13 protein-coding genes are annotated in these 14,745 nt (G+C 71.6%); 6 read left to right on the top strand and 7 right to left on the bottom strand.

Going from position 1 to position 14,745, the window contains the following annotated elements; genetic code table 11:
* Nucleotides 1-19: 19 nt before the first annotated feature.
* From chvE to ACHBTE_RS17330, 4 genes are all read right to left on the bottom strand, one after another.
* A complete protein-coding gene (gene chvE / locus ACHBTE_RS17345) occupies nt 20-1,141 on the bottom strand; it encodes a multiple monosaccharide ABC transporter substrate-binding protein (protein ID WP_394724787.1) in 1,122 nt (373 codons plus the stop codon).
* Nucleotides 1,142-1,280: 139 nt separating this feature from the next.
* Nucleotides 1,281-2,249 (bottom strand): hypothetical protein, encoded by a 969-nt coding sequence (locus ACHBTE_RS17340; RefSeq protein ID WP_394724786.1) that lies wholly within the window; start codon nt 2,247-2,249, stop codon nt 1,281-1,283.
* A 138-nt stretch (nt 2,250-2,387) separates the two neighbouring features.
* The gene (locus tag ACHBTE_RS17335) at nt 2,388-3,401 is read right to left on the bottom strand and encodes a zinc-binding dehydrogenase (protein WP_394724785.1); all 1,014 of its coding nucleotides are present in this window, start codon (nt 3,399-3,401) and stop codon (nt 2,388-2,390) included.
* Nucleotides 3,398-4,561 (bottom strand): mandelate racemase/muconate lactonizing enzyme family protein, encoded by a 1,164-nt coding sequence (locus ACHBTE_RS17330; RefSeq protein ID WP_394724784.1) that lies wholly within the window; start codon nt 4,559-4,561, stop codon nt 3,398-3,400. Before ACHBTE_RS17330 ends, ACHBTE_RS17335 begins: the two co-directional genes overlap by 4 nt.
* A 312-nt stretch (nt 4,562-4,873) precedes the next feature.
* Here ACHBTE_RS17330 and ACHBTE_RS17325 point away from each other — a divergent pair, with 312 nt between their 5' ends.
* The 6 genes from ACHBTE_RS17325 (at nt 4,874) to ACHBTE_RS17300 (ending at nt 10,245) form a co-directional block, all read left to right on the top strand.
* Nucleotides 4,874-5,812 (top strand): hypothetical protein, encoded by a 939-nt coding sequence (locus ACHBTE_RS17325; RefSeq protein WP_394724783.1) that lies wholly within the window; start codon nt 4,874-4,876, stop codon nt 5,810-5,812.
* Nucleotides 5,813-5,998: 186 nt separating this feature from the next.
* Nucleotides 5,999-7,411, top strand: a complete 1,413-nt coding sequence (locus tag ACHBTE_RS17320; RefSeq protein WP_394724782.1) for a DUF2252 domain-containing protein — start codon at nt 5,999-6,001, stop codon at nt 7,409-7,411.
* A 115-nt stretch (nt 7,412-7,526) separates the two neighbouring features.
* Nucleotides 7,527-7,946, top strand: a complete 420-nt coding sequence (locus tag ACHBTE_RS17315; RefSeq protein ID WP_394724781.1) for a hypothetical protein — start codon at nt 7,527-7,529, stop codon at nt 7,944-7,946.
* Between the two features lie 15 nt (nt 7,947-7,961).
* On the top strand, nt 7,962-9,200 hold the full coding sequence (locus tag ACHBTE_RS17310; RefSeq protein ID WP_394724780.1) for a hypothetical protein: 1,239 nt from the start codon (nt 7,962-7,964) through the stop codon (nt 9,198-9,200).
* A gap of 88 nt (nt 9,201-9,288) precedes the next feature.
* Nucleotides 9,289-9,696: an SHOCT domain-containing protein gene (locus tag ACHBTE_RS17305; protein ID WP_394724779.1), complete on the top strand. Its 408-nt coding sequence runs from the start codon at nt 9,289-9,291 to the stop codon at nt 9,694-9,696.
* 147 nt (nt 9,697-9,843) lie between these two features.
* The gene (locus ACHBTE_RS17300) at nt 9,844-10,245 is read left to right on the top strand and encodes an SHOCT domain-containing protein (protein WP_394724778.1); all 402 of its coding nucleotides are present in this window, start codon (nt 9,844-9,846) and stop codon (nt 10,243-10,245) included.
* 132 nt (nt 10,246-10,377) lie between these two features.
* On the opposite strand, the gene ACHBTE_RS17295 is transcribed toward ACHBTE_RS17300, so the two are convergent.
* The 3 genes from ACHBTE_RS17295 to ACHBTE_RS17285 form a co-directional block, all read right to left on the bottom strand.
* On the bottom strand, nt 10,378-10,575 hold the full coding sequence (locus ACHBTE_RS17295) for a hypothetical protein (protein ID WP_394724777.1): 198 nt from the start codon (nt 10,573-10,575) through the stop codon (nt 10,378-10,380).
* A 56-nt stretch (nt 10,576-10,631) separates the two neighbouring features.
* Nucleotides 10,632-13,331 (bottom strand): LuxR C-terminal-related transcriptional regulator, encoded by a 2,700-nt coding sequence (locus tag ACHBTE_RS17290; RefSeq protein ID WP_394724776.1) that lies wholly within the window; start codon nt 13,329-13,331, stop codon nt 10,632-10,634.
* Between the two features lie 909 nt (nt 13,332-14,240).
* Nucleotides 14,241-14,684, bottom strand: a complete 444-nt coding sequence (locus ACHBTE_RS17285) for a MarR family winged helix-turn-helix transcriptional regulator (RefSeq protein ID WP_394724775.1) — start codon at nt 14,682-14,684, stop codon at nt 14,241-14,243.
* Between the last annotated feature and the right edge of the window lie 61 nt (nt 14,685-14,745).

Here is a 14,745-nt window from a genome sequence, read left to right as displayed (position 1 = left end):
AATCAGTAGGAGCCGGCGGTTACTTGAGGTCGCTCGCCTTGATGTAGCCGGAGTCGACGACCGTCTCCTGGTAGTTGTTCTTGTCGACGCTGACCGGTGTGAGCAGGTAGGCCGGGACGACCTTGGCGCCGTTGTCGTACGTCTTGGTGTCGTTGACCTCGGGCTTCTTGCCGTTGAGCACCGCGTCGACCATGTTCGAGGCCACCTTGGCGAGTTCGCGGGTGTCCTTGTAGACGGTCATCGACTGCTCGGCGGCGATGATCGACTTCACCGAGGCGACCTCGGCGTCCTGGCCGGTGACGATCGGCAGCGGCTTGTTCTTGGAGCCGTAGTCGTCCGACTTCAGCGCGGACAGGATGCCGATGGAGATGCCGTCGTAGGGCGAGAGGACCGCGTCGACGCGCTCGCTCTTGTACGCCGAGGTCAGGATGTCGTCCATGCGCCTCTGGGCGGTGCCGCCGTCCCAGCGCAGGGTGGTGACCTGGTTCAGCGCGGTCTGCTTGGACCGGACGACGAGCTGCTTCTTGTCGATGTAGGGCTGCAGGACGTTCATCGCGCCCTGGAAGAAGTAGCGGGTGTTGTTGTCGTCGTTGGAACCGGCGAACAGCTCGATGTTGAAGGGGCCCTTCGACGAATTGCCGGCGCCGTCCTTCAGGCCGAGCTTCTCCAGGATGTACGTGCCCTGGAGCTCGCCGACCTTCTCGTTGTCGAACGAGGCGTAGTAGTCGACGTTCTCGGTGCCGAGGATCAGGCGGTCGTAGGAGATGACGGGGATGTCCGCGTCCTTGGCCTGCTGGAGGACGTTGTTCATCGACTTGTTGTCGATGGCCGCGACGATCAGCGCCTCGACGCCCTGCGTGATCAGGTTCTCGATCTGGGAGACCTGCTGGTCGGGGTCGTCCTCGCCGTAGACCAGCCGGGTCTTGTAGCCCTTGGACTCCAGGTCCTTCTTGACGTTGTTGCCGTCGGCGATCCAGCGCTCGGAGGACTTGGTCGGCATCGCGATGCCGATGGTCGCGCCCTTGGAGTCACCGCCCTTCTCCTTGCTCCCGCCCTCGCCGCTCTGACCGCAGGCGGACAGGGTCAGGGCGAGGGAGGCGGCGGAGGCCATGGCGGCGAGTGCGGCTCTGCGATTACGCATGGTCATCATCCTTGATGTGGGTGGGGCAGGGCTCGGTCCCGTGGTGCGAGGACGTGTCCGGGGCTGTGCGAGTGAAACCGTGGGTGTGTGGGATTGTGTTCGACTGCGTCGCCTTCTGTGAAGAGGCTTGTCCGGAACGTTATGCGGGCAATTCGAACCGCCTCAGCGTTCCGGGCAGTCGTGAGCCGAGTGGAGCCATGTCGGTGTCGGCTCCGTGCCGTGCGAGCAGGTCCAGTGCGAGCCGGCCGCGCCGGACGCGTTCCCGGGCGGTGGCCAGCGTCAGCTCCCTCATGTGGTGGCCGTAGGGGTAGATCCCGGGGGCCTTGGAGAGCCCGAACTTCAGATAGAGCGGGGCGCCACGCCGGATCAGCTCGGCGATCTCGTACATCCGCACATAGCCGCCGAGGTCGTCGGGGGCCTCGATGTACATGTCCATGGGGGCGGCGGAGACCCGGCGTATCTCGGTGAGATGGGCCGGCGTCAGATCGCTGGGCACATTGACGGAGTCGGCGCCCAGGTGCTCGTACACCGCGTAGGCCGCCGGGTTGACCGGGCCTATCAGCGCGCTCACCTTGAGCGTCGTGCCGGCGGGCAGGATCCCGGCGGCCCGTGCCCGGTGCAGCGTCCACAGCACGCCCTCGTCGGCGACGAGCAGGCACCGCACGCCCAACTCCGTGGCCCGTACGGCGTCTTCGACGCACCCGGCGAGGGCGTCGTGGCCGCGGGCGCGCAGCCCGGCCCCCCGCGAGTCGGTGCGTGTGGAGCCGCCGATGTCCCAGGTGCCGCGCGGGCCGGTGAACAGGCACAGCTCGATGTCGCGCTCGGCGGCGGCCTCCACCATCTCGGTGATCTCGGTGTCGGTCAGCATCCACACACCGCTGCCCTGGCTGATCCGGTGGATCGGTACGTCCAGCCGCGAGGCTTCCTTCAGGACGACGGCCAGCGCCTCGGGGCCCTCGCACGAGGGGATCTCGGTGCGCCATCGGCCGCCGCCCGGGAAGGTGTGGGGCGAGGCGTCGGCGGGGGAGAGGTTGGGCGCGCCGATGTCGAGCGCGGCGAGTACCTGCTCGCCGGGTCGACGGGCCGCGGGGACGGAAGGGTCGGTCACAAGGTGTCCTTCATGTTCGATATTTCGGACGAGGTTCGGGACTCGTGGTACGCGAAGCTCTCGGAGGTGCGCCGGTACGCCGGTACGCGGACCCTCGGGCCGCCCCTACCGGCGTACGTCCCCCGAACCGGACCCGGCCTAGGGGCGGAGGAGGACCTTGCCCACCCCGGGATCGCCGGACCCCACGAGCTCGATCGCCCGCGGGAACTCCCGCAGCGGCAACTCGTGCGTGACCAGCGGCAGCGGGTCGAGCAGCCCGGCCGCGAACACCCGCACCGTGTGCGCCCAGGCGTCCGGCGGCGCCCCGAAGACGGTGTGCACCTCCAGCTGCCGTACGACGAGATCGGTGGGGTCCAGCCCCTGCGCGCCCGGCGCCGGGATCCCGGTCAGCACCAGCCGCCCGCCCCGCCTGAGCAGCGCGGCGGAGGTGCGCGCGGCGTCCGCGGACCCGGCGGTCTCGATGACGACGTCGAAGTCGCCGGGCAGTGGAGGGCCCTCGGCGCTCCTCGTACGGAAGTCCGTGGCGCCGTACCGCCGTGACAGCGCCTCGCGTTCGCCCCGCGTCCCCACCACCAGCAGCTCGCCCGGCGAGCCCGCCTTCAGGAACTGCACGGCGAACATCCCGAGCGTCCCGGTGCCGACCACCGCCACCCGCTCGCCGGGCAGCGCGTTCGCCTTGATCGCGGCGGCGGCGACACAGGCGGCCGGCTCCAGCAGGGCGGCGGCGGTGAGGTCGCAGTCGTCCGGCAGGACGTGCAGCAGCCGGGCCGGGAGCGTCAGCGTGGCGGCCATGGCGCCGGGCCGGGTGAAGCCGGTCTCCTCGTACCCCGCGGTGCACAGCGTGGTCTCACCGGCGTGGCAGCGGTCGCAGACCTGGCAGTTGCGGAAGCCCTCGCCGACGACCTTGCGGCCGGCCAGCGAGTCCGGCACCCCGGCGCCGACCGCCTCGACGGTCCCGGACCACTCGTGGCCCGGCGTGAGCGGGTAACGGACGTAACCCTCGGGCCGGTTGCCCTGGTACACCTCGCGGTCACTGCCGCAGATGCCGACCGCGTGGACGCGGACGAGGGCCTCGCCGGGACCGGGCTCACGGGGGGTGTGCGCGATGAGGCGGTGCTCGCCGGGTGCCTCGACGACGACGGCCGTGCTCACCGGGTGCCCTTGGGCTTGCGCTGCTCCCAGCCCTCGGCCCACAGGTCGAAACGGGCCTGCTGCTGCGGGAACTCGGCGGCGGCGTCGGCGTCGAACTCGACCCCGAGGCCCGGGGCGTCGGAGAGGTGGAAGCAGCCGTCCTCCGGGTCCACCTGCGGGGCGCCCTTGACGACCTTCTTGATCTCCGCGTCGGCGAAATCGTTGAAGTGCTCCAGGACCTTGAAGTTCGGGGAGGTGAAGCCGACCTGGAGGGAGGCGGCGGTCAGGACCGAGCCACCCACGTTGTGCGGGGCCACCAGCATGTAGTGCGTCTCGGCGGTCGCGGCCAGCTTCCGCGTCTCCCAGATGCCCCCGATGTGGCCGACATCGGGCTGGACGATGTCGACGGCCTGGCTCTCGAAGAGCTCACGGAACTCGATGCGATCGTGAATCCGCTCGCCCGTCGCGACCGGGATGTCGACCTTGGCGGCTACCTTCTCCAGCGCCTTCAGGTTCTCCGGCGGACACGGCTCCTCCAGCCAGGCCGGCCTGAAGGGCGCGAGCTCGCGCGCGAGCCGTACGGCGGTGGCGGGGGAGAAGCGGCCGTGCATCTCCAGCATCAGCTCGGCGTCCGGGCCGATGGCGTCCCGTACGGCCTCGATCAGGGAGACGGCGTACAGGGTCTGCTCGTGGTCGAGCTCGAAGTGCCCGGTGCCGAAGGGGTCGATCTTGAGAGCCTTGTACCCGCGCTCCATCACGCCCTGCGCGGCCTTGTGGTACGCCTCCGGGGTTCGCTCGGTGGTGTACCAGCCGTTGGCGTACGCCTTGACCTTGTCGGTGACCTTGCCGCCCAGCAGCTGCCAGACCGGCACCCCGAGGGCCTTGCCCTTGATGTCCCAGCAGGCCATCTCGATCACGGCGACACCGGACATGACGATCTCGCCGGCGCGCCCGTAGTCGCCGTACTTCATGCGGCGGACGAGATCTTCCACGGCGAACGGGTCGGAGCCCAGGATGTGGTTGTTCTCGGCCTCCCGCAGATACCCGATCAGCGCGTCGGTGTGGCCGAGCATCCGGGTCTCGCCGACGCCGGTGATGCCCTCGTCGGTGTGCACCTGGACGTAGGTCAGATTGCGCCACGGCGTCCCGACCACATGTGTGCTGATTCCGGTGATGCGCACGGCAGTTGCCCCTTGATGCGTCGTCGCTTCGGTGACGTTGTCGTCGATCTTGTTCGATATTTCGTCATACGTTCGAAATGCTGACGTGACAGTAGGGAGACGGTGGCAGGGGTGTCAATGGGCCGCGCGCATAACGGTTTCGACACCGCTTTCGATACGGATTTCGGGGCAACCCCGCGCGAACCGAGGGGGCGTGTCCGGCGTGTCCCGGCATACCCGTCAACTCGCTGGACCGGAGCCGGTAGTTCCATACACAACTTTCACAGCTGTGACTATGAACCGTGCAGGTGCGGAACCTACTCTTCCCGCGTCATGGACTACTGCCACCCGTGCCGACGGCACCTGAATGGCGCCCTCGCCTGCCCGGGGTGCGGCGCCGCGATCGAAGAGCTGCGTGTGTACGCGAGCGCGGGTGACGCGTATCCGCAGATGCCGCCCATGGCCTACGACGGTGCTCAGTACGGCGGGGTTCAGTACGGCGCTCCTCAGCACGGCGGTGCTCAGTACGGCAGCGCTCAGTACGGCGGTGCTCCATACGAAGGCGCGCACTACGACAGTGGTCAGGACCGCGCGCACCGGAACGACGCGGACGACGCCCACCCGGAGAACGCCCACCGGGATGATGCCCACCGCGATCGCGACCGCGGAGACGCGCACGCCGAGGGCGACGACGACCGTGATGACCTGGACGATCCGGACGATCTGGACGACGAGGAGCACGCGGGCGGGCTGAGCCGTCGCGACCGCAAGGCCGCCGCGCACCGGCGCCGCCGTCGCCGGACCTTGCTGGTCGCCGCGGGTTTCGTCCTGGCGGCGGGGGGCCTGAGCCTCGCGGAACTCGGCATGGACGCCCCCGGCTCGGACCCGAAGCCGGCCGCCGCCGGGGACGCGTCGGCGGAGGGCGCGGCCTCGGAAGAGGTGACCGCGTCCCCGGAGGCGACGGACGGGGCGACCCGCACGGACGGAGGCGGACCCTCGCCCGACCCGTCGGCGTCCCCGTCGGCCTCGAAGTCGCCCAAGGGCGAGGGCAAGAAGAAGGACCAGGACAAGGAACCCGACAAGGACGACCGCTCCTCGGCGGGCACCGGCACCGGCACCGGCACCGGCTCCGGCACCTCCACCGAGGCTCCCGCGCCGACGACCCAGCCGGAGTCCCCGCCGCCTCCCACGGCCGACCCGACCACAGCGGATCCGACTCCGCAGCCGTCGCCGACGAAGACATGCGACCGGTTCCTGTGGTGGTGCACCTGAGCCGTTCGCGCACGCGAAGCGCTTCCCCGCGCACACCGACCGCGCCCCACCAGCCACGCCCTCATCGACCGCGCCCCCAACGGCTGAGCGCCCCCACCGCAACGCGCACGCCCCCCCACATCACCTGCTGCGGGTGATCCCGCGCGGGACGCCGGGCTGTGACCCTGCGGGCAAGGAGGTCCGGCGATGGTCACGACGCACGAGGGTCCGCTCTCCCCGGCCGAGCGCGCGGCGCGCGGGAAGGCGGCACGCGCACGAGTGCCCCGTTCCGCCCACGCCGTGTTCGATCCCGGCGAGAAACGGCCGGACCCCGTCGACATCATCGAGCGGCAGTCCGCGACCCGGGTGCCCGAACTGGTCCCCGTCCGCTACGGCCGGATGCTCGAATCGCCGTTCCGCTTCTACCGCGGAGCCGCGGCGATCATGGCGTCCGACCTCGGCGCGGGCGAGCACACAGGGCTGTACGCCCAGCTGTGCGGTGACGCGCATCTGCTGAACTTCCGGCTCCTCGCCTCCCCGGAACGTCATCTCGTCTTCGACATCAACGACTTCGACGAGACCCTGCCGGGCCCGTTCGAGTGGGACGTCAAGCGGCTCGCCGCGAGCCTGGTGATCGCCGGCCGGGCCAACGGATTCCCGGTGCGGCGCTGCGAGAACCTCGTCCTCGCCGGGGTGGAGGCATACCGCGAGCGCATGCGGGCGTTCGCCGGGATGCGCACCCTCGACGTCTGGTACGCCCGGGACGACTTCGACCGGATCGCGGAGCTGCTGCCCGAGCGGCCCGGCAAGCAGGACGAGCGACGGGCCTCCCGGGCGGCGGCGAAGGCACGCGGCCGTACCAGTCTCCAGGCCGCCGAGAAGCTGACCCATGTCGTGGACGGCGTCCACCGCATCGTCCCGGATCCCCCGTTGATCACCCCGCTCGCCCAGCTGCTGCCCGGCACCCAGGGCGACGACCTGGCCCGCACCCTGCGGGAACTGGTCGCCGAGTACCGGCACAGCCTGTCGTCGGAGCGACGGCACCTGTTGAGCCGGTTCCGGGTGGCCGACATGGCCCGCAAGGTCGTCGGGGTGGGCAGCGTCGGCACCCGCTGCTGGATCATCCTGCTGCTCGGCCGGGACGACGAGGACCCGCTGCTGTTGCAGGCCAAGGAGGCCGGCGAGTCGGTCCTCGCCCCCTACTGCGGGGCGAGCCGGTACGAGAACCAGGGCGAGCGGGTGGTGGCCGGGCAGCGGCTGATGCAGGCCGCCACCGACATCTTCCTCGGCTGGCAGCGCGTCCTGGGCATCGACGGCCGCGAACGCGACTTCTACGTACGGCAGTTGCGGGACTGGAAGGGCATCGCCCGACCCGAGACCATGGACGCCGCGACCCTGGCGCTGTTCGCCCGGCTGTGCGGCGCGTCGCTGGCCCGGGCCCACGCCCGCTCGGGCGACCCGGTCGCCATCGGCGCCTACCTCGGCCGCGGCGACTCCTTCGACCGGGCCCTCGTGGAGTTCGCAGGTGCCTACGCCGACCGCAACGAACACGACCATCGCGCACTGGCCGACGCCGTGGCCGCGGGACGCGTCAGCGCCCGGACCGACCTGGCGGCGTGACCGTACGCCCGCCGCGCCTCCTCACCCTTCGGGGGTGACGACGGGCCCGCCCTCGTGGATCAGGCTCGATGGTGTACGGCTGCGCCTTGCAGCCCGGTGAGGAAAGGGGCCGGACATGGCCACCAGCGCTCGTCCCCAGCACCGAGAGGGGACGCAGACCGCCGCCGGCGGTCTGACGTTGTTCGCCGGAGTGATGCTGTTCATCTCCGGCATCCTCGACGTCTTCCGGGGGATCATGGCGATCGCCGAGGACGACGTCTACGTCTCCACCCCCAACTACGTCTTCAAGTTCGACCTGACCAGCTGGGGCTGGATCCACCTGCTGTTCGGGGCGATCGCCGTGGTCGTGAGCTTCGGCCTGTTCACGGCGAAGACCTGGGCCCGGGTGGTCGGCGTCGGCATCGCGGCACTGCTGATCATCGCCAACTTCCTGTCCATCCCGTACTACCCGGTCTGGTCGCTGACGCTGATCGCGCTGTACGCGTTCATCATCTGGGCCCTGTGCGTGGTGAAGAGGGATCCCATGGGCGACTAGCCGAGGGGCGGACCCATGAGCGCCGCGCCCGGGCGGATCGCACGAGCCACCGTCTCCGCGGTGCTGATCGTGGTCGCCTGCGTCCTCACGCCGGTCGCGCTGCTCACGGTGTGGGTCCATGACATCGCGCTCGACACCGACCGGTATGTGACCACGGTCGCCCCACTGGCCACCGAGCCGGCCGTCCAGGACGCCGCCGTCGACCGGATGGCCGAGGCCGTGGATGTGCGCGTCGACGGCCGGCGGGCCGCCGACCAGCTCGGTGACTGGCTCCAGTCCCAGGGCCTGCCACCCGCGGCGGCCACGGCGATACGGGGGCTCGGGCCGCAGATCAACGCGGCCGTGGACGGCGTGGTGAAGAACATCGCCACCCGGGTCGTACACAGCGACGCCTTCGCCACCGTGTGGAAGGACGCCAACGAACGGGCCCACAGCGCCGTCGTGCACGCCCTCACCGGCGAGGGCCGGGGTGCCGTCGGGGTCTCCGGCGGCACCGTCACCCTCGACGTCGGCACGCTCGTCGAGCAGGTGAAACAGGACCTCGTCGATGCGGGGCTGGCACCGGCGGCGAAGATCCCCTCGGTGGACAAGCAGCTGGTGCTGTTCCAGTCCGAGGAGCTGGAGCAGGTCCGGGACGGCGCCCGCCTGCTGGACGTCGTCGGCCACTGGCTGCCCGTCCTCACCGTCGTCGTCGGCGCGGCCGGTGTGCTGCTGGCCCGCCGGCGTCGGCGCGCGCTCGCCCGGACCGCCCTCGGCGCCGCCTTCGGCTGTGCGGTGGTGGCCATCGGGCTGGTCGTCGCCCGCCGCTACTACCTGGACCACCTCCCGGCGGCCGTGCAGTCCGACGCCGCCGCGGCGGCCGTCTTCGACACGCTGCTGCGCTTCCTGCGGGACGCCCTGCGCACGGCGATCGTGCTGGGCGTCGTGGTCGCGCTCGGCGCGTATCTGATCGGCCCCGGCCGCCTCCCCGTGGCGCTGCGCCGGGGCTGCGACCGCACCGCGGACACGGTGGCCGGCTGGGCCTGGCGGCACGAGATCCGGGCGGGCCGCGTCGGAGTGTGGGCGCAGACCCACCGCCGGTCGATCGCCCTGTCCGTCCTGGCGGTCCTGGCCTTCGTCTTCGCGGTGTGGAACACCCCCACCGCGCTCACGCTCGTGGTGTTCGCGATCGTCCTGCTCGCCGTGCTCGCGGTCCTGGCGCTCCTCGCGGCCGGCGGTCGCGCCGAACGCGCGCAGGCCACCCATGAGGGGTGATGCCGCGCGGCCCGGTCCGGCGCATCGTGAAGACGTCGACACCGCACGGCCGCGCGGGCGTCGCGTCACCCGCTGACCGGAGGCGATCATGGACTATCCGCTGCTCGACGTCTTCCTGACCATGCTCTGGTTCTTCCTGTGGATCATGTGGATCATGCTGCTGGTCCGCGTGGTCATGGACGTCTTCCGTGACGACACGCTCAGCGGCTGGGCGAAGGCCGGCTGGACGCTGACGGTGTGTGTGCTGCCGTTCCTCGGTGTCTTCGTCTACCTGATCGCCCGTGGGCGCGGGATGGGGGAGCGCGAGATGCGGATGGCCCATGACCGTGAGCGGGCGTTCCGCACCTATGTCCAGCAGGTGGCCGCCGAGAAGCCCGGGAGCAAGGGCGGCGGCGCCAAGGCGGACGAACTCGGCAAGCTGGCGGTGCTGCACGACCAGGGCGCCATCTCCGACGCCGAGTACGAGGCCGCCAAGTCCAAGGTGCTGACGGGCTGACCGGCCGACGGTGCCGGCGCGCACGGTTCGCCGGGGCGGGCGCCCACCCGCTCCGGGTGATGCCGTCCCGCGCCGGCGGGCGCACTGTGGAGCCATCAGGCTTCGGGACCGCCGCGGCATCACGGCGGCCGGCATGTGGAGGCAACCGTGGACTACCCGCTGCTCAACGCGTTCCTGACCATGCTCTGGTTCTTCCTGTGGGTCATGTGGTTCGTGCTGCTCTTCCGGGTCATCGGGGACATCTTCCGCGACGACACCATGGGCGGCTGGTCCAAGGCGGGCTGGTGCGTCTTCGTGTGCGTGCTGCCGTTCCTCGGCATCTTCGTCTATCTGATCGCCCGGGGGCGCTCCATGGGCCATCGCGAGGTGCGCGAGATGCAGCGGCGGGAGGAGGAGTTCCGCTCCTACGTCCAGCAGGCCGCCGCCGAGACCCCGGCCGGCCCGGTGACCCGTGCCGACGAACTGACCAAGCTCGCCGGGCTGCACGACCACGGCGACATCACCGACGCCGAGTACGAGCAGGCCAAGGCGAAGGTGCTCGCGGGCTGAACACACCGACCGGAGTGGGGCGCCTCACCTCCGGAGGGGCGCCCCACTCCAGAACGCGCCTCACTCCAAAACCGCGCTGCACTCCGGAAGTGCGCCTCACTCCGGATGTGCGCCTCACATCCGTAAGCGCGCTCACTCCGGAAGCCGGCGGAACTCCATCACGTGCAGCCCCAGCGACTGGAACCGGATCAGCAGGCCGTACAGATGAGCCTCGTCGCTGACCTCGCCGTAGAGCAAGGTCTGCTTCAGCACGACGAACGAGTCCAACTCGGGGAACGCCGTGGTCAGCTCGTCCGACATGTGCCCGTCGACCCGGATCTCGCACCGCATGTCCCCATGCTGCGGGGCCGGGGCGGCCCAGGGCATCACCCTGGCGAGGTGACGTGTCAGAGCATCCCGAGTTCACGGGCCCGGCGGACCGCCTCGCCGCGCCGGGTGGCGTCCAACTTGCGGTAGATGCTCTTCAGATGCGTCTTCACCGTGTTGACGGACAGATGCAGATCGGCGGCGACCTCCTCCGTCGACATGAGCTCGGCGAGCCGCTCCAGGACATCGTGTTCCCGTGCGCTGAGCGGCTCCGGGCGAAGACCCGCGGGCTCTTGCCGTGACCGGGCGACGGCCGGCCGCCCGGCGAGCGTGTCGGTCAGCCAGGTCTGCCCCTGCCCGAGCGCGGGCCGGCGCAGCAGCCGCCGCAGCCACGGCCCGCCCTCCAGGAACGGCCGCCGCAGCTGATGCGGACGGGCGGCCGACAGGGCCCGCAGGACCAGGCGCTCCGCGGCACCGGACTCGCCGAGGGCGTCCACGGCCTGCGCCCGGGTCAGCACGACCCGGACGTCGATGGCCGGCCCCGGGTCGCTCAGGTCGGGCAGGCTGTCCAGGATGTGCAGCGCCCGCTCGCTCTCGCCCGCGGCCACCCGCGCCCGGGCCTCGGCCACCAGGCTCTCCGTGCCGTGCGGGCCGGGCGGGCCGTGGTCCTCGAACACCTTCACCGCGGCCTTCGGATCGCCGTCGGCCAGATACGCCGCGGCCGTGGCCATCGCGATACGGTCGCTCACCCACGGGGACGGCTCGGCGAGGACCGCGGGGCCTCCCGCCAGGTCGTCGAGGGCCGACAGCGCGGCCCTGGAGTCGCCCTTCGCGCACAACAGCCGCGAGCGCAGGATCGCCAGCTCCACGCCCACGATCGGATCGCGGGCGGCGGCGGACGTCACGGCCGCCAGCTCGAGATGGTTCTGCGCGGCCGTCAGCTCGTCCCGGTCGATGGCCACGGCGGCCAGCACGAGCTGGGCCATCCCGGTGCGGTCCGGCACCGGCAGCCCGGAGTGCTCGGCCTCGGCCGTCGCCCTGCGGGCATGCGCCTCGGCCTGGCCGGGCCGGCCGTGCAGGAGCTCGATCAGCGCCAGCCGGCCCAGTGCCTCGTGCCGGACGAGCGCCGTCGAGGGCCCCTCGGCGGACTGGACGGCGACCGACAGCGTCGAGCGCGCGGCAGCGAAGCGGCCCGCCCACAGCTGGGCGGATCCGAGGTCGGTGAGCATGAGGGCGGTGAGCTCCGGGCGCTGCTCCAACTGGTCGGCGGGCAGGGCATGTTCCGCCTCGGCGACCTCGCCCGCGGCCGTCTCGGCCAGTTCCGCCGAGCCCGCCACCCGGGCGGCCAGCACCCGTAGCAGCGCACAGCTGAACCGCATCGCCGCGGCGTCGCGGCCGTCGTCCACGGGCAGGTTGTCCTCAGCGCGACGCAGATGGGCGGCGCCCCGTTCGACGTCGTGCCGCGTCAGCTCGCGTGCCGCGCGCACCAGGTCGGACGCCGGCCCGGAGGTCTCCGGCGTCATCCGGGCGAAGAGGCCGTCCAGCCGCTCGGCGGACAGCCCCGTGCGCAGCCGCCCGATCGCCAGATGGCCGATGAACTCGGTGGCGGCCAGCTCCCAGTCGCCGGCGTCCGCCGCGTGCGGCAGGGCCTCGTCGAGCAGGCCCGCGCGGCTGAGCCACTTGGCGGCCGTACGGTGCAGCTCGGGCTCCAGGCCGGGGTGGCGCACCCCCAGATGCACTCGCAGGATCTCGGCGAACAGCGGGTGCAGCCGGTACCAGGAGTGGCCGATGGGCTCGACGAAGGCGTTCGCCCGTTGCAGTCCCTCCAGGATGGGCTCCGCGTCGTCCCGTCCCGTGAGGGCGTTGGCCAGCTCGGGGTGGGTCTCCTCCAGGATGCTGGTGCGCAGCAGCAGGTCCTGGGTCTCCGCGGGGTGGACGCGCAGCACCTCGCCCAGCAGGAAGTCGGCCACCGTGCTGTGTCCGGGCTCGAAGTCCCTCAGGAAGCTCTCCGGGTCAGCGGCCCGCTGTGCGGCCAGCGTGCACAGCCGCAGGCCGGCCGCCCAGCCCTCGGTGCGTTCGGTGAGCACGCGCGCGGCGTCGTCCGACAGCGGCAGCCCGTGCCGGTCGACCAGGGCCGCGGTCTCCTCGGCGCGGAAGGCCAGGTCGCCGGCGCGGATGTCGACGAGCTCACCGGCGGCGCGGTAGCGGTGCAGCGGCAGCAGCGGCTCGGTGCGGCTGATGATGACCAGGCGCAGTCCGTCGCCGGCATGCCGGAGGACGAACTGGAGCCCGTCGGCCACCTCGGCGCAGCCCGCCACCCGGTCGAAGTCGTCCAGGACGAGGACCACCTGGCTGTCACGTCCGTTCAGCCAGGCCGCGAGCCGGGCCAGCAGCGAGTGGTCGACCTCGCCCGGGCGGGCCGGGCTGCCGATGCTGTCGGGCAAGTCGACGCCGTGGTGCCGGAAGGCGTGCAGCACATAGGACCAGAAGACGCCGGGGGCGCTGTCCTCCGGCTCCACCGTCAGCCAGGCGAAGGCGCCCGGTCCGTGCACCTGGACCCAGTCGGCGACCAGCAGTGTCTTGCCCGCCCCCGCGGGGCCGCCGACCAGCGTCAGCGGACTGTGCGCGCCCTCGGCCAGCTGCTCGACCAGCCGCTCCCTGCGCACGAACGTACCCGGGACCGTCGGCACGGTGAGCCGTGCGGCGAGCACCGGGTCACCGCCGGGAGTCACCACCGCCATGCTGCGATCGCCGCGGTCCTGTCCGACGGAGTGTGACATCACGCCCATCCCAGACCTCATGCATGCCCGAGCGGTACATCACCCACGCTCCGATCCTCGCCCCGGACCAGACCCCCCGCAAGTGAAGCCCCCAGCCGAAGACCACCCGAACACCTCCCCCGGCATCCGCCGCAGCCGACCCTCCAGGGCAGATCGTCCGTCGGTCGCCGCATTGGACGAGGCCGCGGATCACACGCCGCGAGTCGCCCTCTCGGGATGACCGCCGCGGGTTCCTCTCGCCGGTCCACTGGGTCCGGTCGGGGTGCTCGGTGGCAGGCGGGTGGCTTGCGGACCGTCGGCGGGGCCTGTCGGTCCGTTCAGGCGCCGTCCCCCGGTATCCGCCGCGGCTGGTTCCCGCTGGGCGGGTCGTTCGTCCAGCGGTGCGTTGGGCGAGGGGTTGCCGGGCGCTTCGCGGTGACTGGCGCAGATCGGGGGCGACGTAACGCCCCTCCCGGGCGGCCGTGCGCGTCCGCCGGGGGTGGCTGTCGCTGGTTTCACTGGGCGGTCCGCGAGTCCGGTCGGTGCTCGCCGGCCCGCGAGTCCGGTCGGTGCTCGACGGCCGGCAAGTGAGTGCCTGGGCCTTCGGCCGGGCTTGTCGGCCCGCCCAGGCCCGGCCCAGGGCCCCGCCGGGGCCGCCCCCTGTGACGGTGGGCGCAACGCCCGGCATTCGCCGCAGCCGGTCCCGCAGGGCGGGTCGTTCGTCGTCGGAGAGTTGGGGCGAGGGTTCGCGGGCGACGCGGTGACCGGCCGAGATCGCCTGCCGCGTCCCGCCCTCCCCGTGTGACGGCCCGCCGGTTTCACTCGCCGTCCGCGGGGTCCGGTCCGCGGGGTCCGGTCGGCGCGCTCGGCGGCCGGCGAGTGAGTTTTCGGCCTGTCGGTCGGGCCTGTCGGTCGGGCCTGTCGGCCCGTTCAGGCGCCGTCGCCCAGCATCCGTCGCAGCAGGTCCCGCAGGGCCAGTCGTTCGTCGTCGGTGAGGCCGGCGAGGGGTTCTCGGGCGAATCGGAGTGATTCGCGCAGATCGCGGGCGACCTGTCGTCCTTCCCGCGTGGCCACCGCCAGCTTCACCCGCCGGTCCGCCGGGTCCGGGCGGCGCTCGACCAGGCCGCGGGACTCCAGGCGGTCCACGATGCCGGTCACGTTCGACGGTTCGCAGCGCAGCTTCTGGGCGAGCTTGCGCATCGGCAGCGGCTCCAGACAGAGCAGGCTCAGCAGCTTCGCCTGGGCGCCGGTCAGCGCGTGCTCGGCCGCGGCCTCCTCGTACTCCTCGTGATAGCGGCCCACGACCGCGCCGATGAGGTCGACGACCTCGAGGGTCAGCTCATCGGGGCGATGGGTACTGGGTGGGGTGGCCATGCTCTCAGGGTACCCCTGTTACTTGACATCCTGAAATATTCAGGAGCATCGTTGTTTCAGG

Source organism: Streptomyces sp. M41, assembly GCF_043673425.1.
Lineage (GTDB): Bacteria > Actinomycetota > Actinomycetes > Streptomycetales > Streptomycetaceae > Streptomyces.
Note: the sequence above shows the minus strand (reverse complement) of the source record. Positions and strands in the feature narration are given on the sequence as shown.

Excerpts from the sequence above, each read along its gene's own strand:
- chvE (WP_394724787.1), bottom strand. The coding sequence starts at position 1,141 with ATGCGTAATCGCAGAGCCGCACTCGCCGCCATGGCCTCCGCCGCCTCC.
- ACHBTE_RS17325 (WP_394724783.1), top strand. The coding sequence starts at position 4,874 with ATGGACTACTGCCACCCGTGCCGACGGCACCTGAATGGCGCCCTCGCC.
- ACHBTE_RS17320 (WP_394724782.1), top strand. The coding sequence starts at position 5,999 with ATGGTCACGACGCACGAGGGTCCGCTCTCCCCGGCCGAGCGCGCGGCG.
- ACHBTE_RS17315 (WP_394724781.1), top strand. The coding sequence starts at position 7,527 with ATGGCCACCAGCGCTCGTCCCCAGCACCGAGAGGGGACGCAGACCGCC.
- ACHBTE_RS17310 (WP_394724780.1), top strand. The coding sequence starts at position 7,962 with ATGAGCGCCGCGCCCGGGCGGATCGCACGAGCCACCGTCTCCGCGGTG.
- ACHBTE_RS17305 (WP_394724779.1), top strand. The coding sequence starts at position 9,289 with ATGGACTATCCGCTGCTCGACGTCTTCCTGACCATGCTCTGGTTCTTC.
- ACHBTE_RS17295 (WP_394724777.1), bottom strand. The coding sequence starts at position 10,575 with ATGCGGTGCGAGATCCGGGTCGACGGGCACATGTCGGACGAGCTGACC.
- ACHBTE_RS17290 (WP_394724776.1), bottom strand. The coding sequence starts at position 13,331 with ATGTCACACTCCGTCGGACAGGACCGCGGCGATCGCAGCATGGCGGTG.
- ACHBTE_RS17285 (WP_394724775.1), bottom strand. The coding sequence starts at position 14,684 with ATGGCCACCCCACCCAGTACCCATCGCCCCGATGAGCTGACCCTCGAG.